The sequence below is a fragment of the Embleya sp. NPDC059213 genome, from assembly GCF_042754445.1.
GTDB lineage: Bacteria > Actinomycetota > Actinomycetes > Streptomycetales > Streptomycetaceae > Embleya.
Genome location: NZ_JBHZAV010000224.1, coordinates 9,738 through 13,718 on the forward strand (window position 1 = coordinate 9,738; position 3,981 = coordinate 13,718).

The following is a 3,981-nucleotide window of genomic DNA, read 5'->3' on the forward strand; positions in this document are numbered from 1 at the left end:
GTGGGTGGGGGTGCCCCCCCCCCCCCCAAAACCCCCCCCCCCCCCGGGCCGGGGGGGGGGGGTGGGGGGGGCGGGATCCCCCCGTTTCGCCGGGCGGCGCGCCCCAGCGCCCGCCCCCCCGCCCGGGGGCGATCTTCGACACCCTGGTGCGGGCCGTCGCGCGCTGCGTGGCCTGCGGCCGGTTCGCGCCGACGGATCCGGACGACGCGGCCACCCACCTGAGTGCGCTGGTGCACGGGCCGGCCAGTCTCGAACTGCGCGGCGCGCCGGGCGAGGGGGAGCGGGCCGACCACCGGTGGCGGGTCGCGCCGGAGGCGGCCTGCCGGGGGCATCGCGCGGCACCCGTGTCGGGCTGACTCCGGGCCGGGCGGGGCCGGTTCGGGGCGACGCGGAAATCCGGTCGCCGTTGTCGGTGCGCTTGCCTACGCTCGTGCCATACCACGCGACGACACCCCGGGGGAACCCTCATGAGCATGCCGAACTACACCCAGGACCCGCTGGTTCGCCTCGACCGCCACCGGATCGAGTTCATCACCTACCCCGGCGACCACGCCGCGCTCGGCTTCGTCGCCACGCGGGCGACCTGCTCGTGCGGCACCTGGGCCTCGAACCGGCCCTGGGAACGCGGCGATCACCTGCGCGCCTTCGCCCGGCACATGGGCGACGTCCAGGTCATCGCGCACACCGTGCCGGGCGCCTATGCGCAACTCGCGGTGGTCCCGCTGCGCTGCGTCGACGCCGAGCACGCTGCGGCCGTGGTCCGCGACTGGCCCGAGCCGCAGGACGCCGAGCACGGGCTGTTCCGGCGCGAGGAGACCGTGTTCATCGCCTACCGGGACGGCGAGTTTCCGTGCTCCGTCGCGGTCTGGGCGCACCTTCGAGGTCACGTGAGCGACGTATACGCCGGGCGTCTGCTGCGGGACGTGGCCTGATCGCCACCGTCGCCGTGCCCGGCGCGTTCATCGAGTCCCGCGGCTGCCGGGGCGCGTCCGCCCGCGCCCGGCCCGACGCGCCGCCGGGTCGGTGGGTGCGGGTCAACCGCGGGCTCGCGGCGTTCGGTCGTGGCTGTCGTCGGCCGGCCGGAACGGGCCGTCCAAGGCCGCCCATTGCAGCAACATGATGGTCTTCGCGTCGGCGATGGAGCCGTCCCGGATCATCGCGAGCGCCTCGGTGAAGGGCAACTCCAGGGTGCTGATGTCCTCGCCCTCGGCGGCGATGCCACCACCCTCGCCGGTGGCGCTCCACGGGCCGTAGGGGGCGGCGTAGAAGTGCAGTCGCTCGGTGACCGAGCCGGGGCTCATGTAGACGTCGAAGACATGTTCGGGACAGCCGACCCGGTGCCCGGTCTCCTCGGCGGCCTCCCGCCGGATCGCCTCCTCGGGGCTGTCGCCGTCCAGCAGTCCGGCGGCCGTTTCCACGAGCATTCCGTCGGGGTGGCCGTTGACGTAGGCGGGCAGGCGGAACTGGCGGGTGAGCAACACCGTTCGGCGCTCGGTGTCGTAGAGCAGGATGGTGGCCCCGTCGCCCCGGTCGTAGTTCTCCCGCTGCTCGCGACTCCAATGCCCGTCGGCGTGCCGGTAGTCGAAGGTGGTCTTGCGCAGCACGTACCAGTCGCAGGACAACACCTCGACGTCGCGGATGCGCACCCCGGGGTTGCCGGTCAGGTCGCGGCCGAGGCGATCCAGGCCGATGCGGCCGCGGCGGTCGGGGAGGTCGATGCCCTCGGTCGTCGGGCGGCCGGGGGGTGTGGTCGTCACGGTGGTTTGGCTCCTCGGATCGGGCGGCCGGGCGGTTCGGCGTCGGAGGGTGGGTCGGACCGGTCAGCCCAGGACGGTGCGCACACCGGCCTTGCGCAGGGCCGCCAACGTGTGCGGCCCGTTCGGATGGGTCGCGGCGTCGGCAGCGGCGTGGTCGGTGACGAACGCGTCCACCGCGTCGAGCGCGGCGACTCGGCCGAAGGCGCGAACGCCCAGCTTGGTGGCGTCCGCGACCACGATCGTGCGGGTGCTGCGGGCGAGCCCGACCTGCTTGACGGCCGCGTCGTCCAGATCGAATTCCGACCAGCCGTGCTCGGCGTGCACGCCGCCGATGGACATCACGAAACAGTCGAAGGCCAGCGACTCCAGGGTGCGCAGGGCCAGCGGGCCGACCAGCGAGTGCTCGCCGGGACGCGAGCGTCCGCCGACGACGAGCAATTCGATCCGGGGTCGGTCGGCGAGCCGTGCCGCGGCCTGGAGGCTGAGCACCGCGACGGTCAGCGGCGCGCGGGCGGCCAGGTGGTCCGCGACGTGCACGGTGGTGGTGCCCGCGTCCAGCAGCACCCTTGAGCCCGGTTCGACCAGGCCCGCCACGGCCGCGCCGAGTCGGTCCTTGGTCGCCGCCTGCCACGGTTCGCGCGCGGCGAACCCGGCGCCGTCCTCGCGGGCGCGGGCGGGGATCGCGGCGCCGTGCACTCGGCGGACCAGGCCCTGGCGCTCCAGCGTGTCCAGGTCCCGGCGCACGGTCATCTCCGAGACGCCGAGGCGTCGGGCGAGTTCGGCGACCGGAATGCGCTCGGAGCCCTGCACGAGGCGCAGGGTCAGGTCCAGGCGGGCGGCGACATCCATGGGGCATTTCTAACACATGAATGTGCGATTGAACATCCCCGTGTTCGTTTCGGGTGGTTGCGGCCCGATCAACGAAACGCCGCGATGTGGTGGGTCGCCCGGTTGGTGCAGGTGCCGGCGGGGCGGTCCGCGCTGCGGCCTGCCGCGCCGGTGGCGAGGGAGCGAGTCGGTCGACCGACATAGAAGGACGGCGGCAACCCCGGGCGGCTGCTGTCTATATTTGTTAGTGAGATGACTGACTCAGTGCAGAGGAAGAGCCGGCGCGGGGCCGATGCCGGGCCCGGCAAGCGCGAACGGCTGGTGACGGCGACCACGCGCGTGCTGCACCGGCAGGGGGTCGAGCGGACCACCCTGGCGGACATCGCGACCGAGGCCGACGTACCGGTGGGCAACGTCTACTACTACTTCCGGACCAAGGACCGACTCGTCGAGGCCGCCATCGACGACCACGAGCGGCAACTCCGCGAGCTGATCGCGGTGTTGGACGAACTGCCGACCCCGGGCGAGCGCCTGCGGGCGCTGGTGGGCGGTTGGGTGGAGCAGCGCGACCTCGCGGTGCGGTACGGCTGCCCGTTCGGCACGCTGGTGTCCGAGCTCGACAAGCGCGAGGACGACCTGGACCGGCACGCCGCCGAGGTGATGCGCCGGCTCCTGACCTGGGTCGAGGAACAGTTTTGCGCGATGGGCCACGACGCGGACGCGCGCGACCTCGCGCTCTCCCTGATCGGGGCCTATCAGGGCATGTCCCTGCTCACCAACACGCTCCGCGATCCGGACGTGATGGTCGGCCAGGGCCGGCGCCTCACCGCGTGGATCGACTCGTTGGCCGGAGGCTGATGCCGGCCGGCGAAAAAAGTTTCGGCGGGCTGTCGATTCGGCCGCTGCTCGTTCGTCGTCCTGATGTACGGCAACCCGCCGGACGAAGGAAACGACAGAACAGAGCAGGAGCCGGACCATGAAGTACATGTTGTTGATCCACAGCGGCACGATCGACGCGGACGGCGGCGCCGCCGAGTGCACCGTCGAGGACTGGGTGGCGTACGACAAGGAGGTCAAGGACGCCGGGATCTTCGTGTCCGGCGAGTCGCTCGCCGACCTGGTCACCGCGACCACCGTCCGGGTCGATCCCACCGGGGATCGCACCGTGACGGACGGGCCGTTCGCCGAGACCCGCGAGGTGCTCGGCGGCTTCTACGTGATCGACGTGCCGGACCTGGACGTCGCGCTCGACTGGGCCGCGCGCTGTCCCGGCGCCCGGGGCAGCGGCGCGATCGTGGTGCGGCCGATCGCCGACTTCGCGGGCTGACCGGCATGGACGAGCGAGCCGCCGGTGCCGAGCCGCTCCCGGTCGCGGCCGGGGAGGGATCCGCCGACC

6 protein-coding genes are annotated in these 3,981 nt (G+C 72.9%); 4 read left to right on the plus strand and 2 right to left on the minus strand.

Annotation, left to right across the window (positions count from 1 at the left end):
* Both ACFXMF_RS42110 and ACFXMF_RS42115 read left to right on the plus strand, forming a co-directional pair.
* Window positions 1-356: TetR-like C-terminal domain-containing protein (locus ACFXMF_RS42110; RefSeq protein ID WP_380021118.1), on the plus strand; the 356-nt coding region annotated here is incomplete at its 5' end.
* A gap of 111 nt (window positions 357-467) precedes the next feature.
* Window positions 468-932, plus strand: coding sequence for a hypothetical protein (locus ACFXMF_RS42115; protein ID WP_360309068.1), 465 nt, complete (start codon window positions 468-470; stop codon window positions 930-932).
* 102 nt (window positions 933-1,034) lie between these two features.
* On the opposite strand, the gene ACFXMF_RS42120 is transcribed toward ACFXMF_RS42115, so the two are convergent.
* Together ACFXMF_RS42120 and ACFXMF_RS42125 are read right to left on the minus strand one after the other, a co-directional pair.
* Window positions 1,035-1,757, minus strand: coding sequence for an NUDIX domain-containing protein (locus tag ACFXMF_RS42120; protein WP_379991565.1), 723 nt, complete (start codon window positions 1,755-1,757; stop codon window positions 1,035-1,037).
* A 63-nt stretch (window positions 1,758-1,820) separates the two neighbouring features.
* A complete protein-coding gene (locus tag ACFXMF_RS42125) occupies window positions 1,821-2,606 on the minus strand; it encodes a DeoR/GlpR family DNA-binding transcription regulator (protein ID WP_360309064.1) in 786 nt (261 codons plus the stop codon).
* Between the two features lie 231 nt (window positions 2,607-2,837).
* On the opposite strand from ACFXMF_RS42125, the gene ACFXMF_RS42130 reads away from it, so the two are divergent.
* Window positions 2,838-3,443, plus strand: a complete 606-nt coding sequence (locus ACFXMF_RS42130) for a TetR/AcrR family transcriptional regulator (RefSeq protein WP_360309062.1) — start codon at window positions 2,838-2,840, stop codon at window positions 3,441-3,443.
* A gap of 118 nt (window positions 3,444-3,561) precedes the next feature.
* Entirely contained in the window at window positions 3,562-3,912 is a 351-nt protein-coding gene (locus ACFXMF_RS42135; RefSeq protein WP_379991564.1) for a YciI family protein, read from the plus strand.
* The last annotated feature ends 69 nt before the right edge of the window (window positions 3,913-3,981 follow it).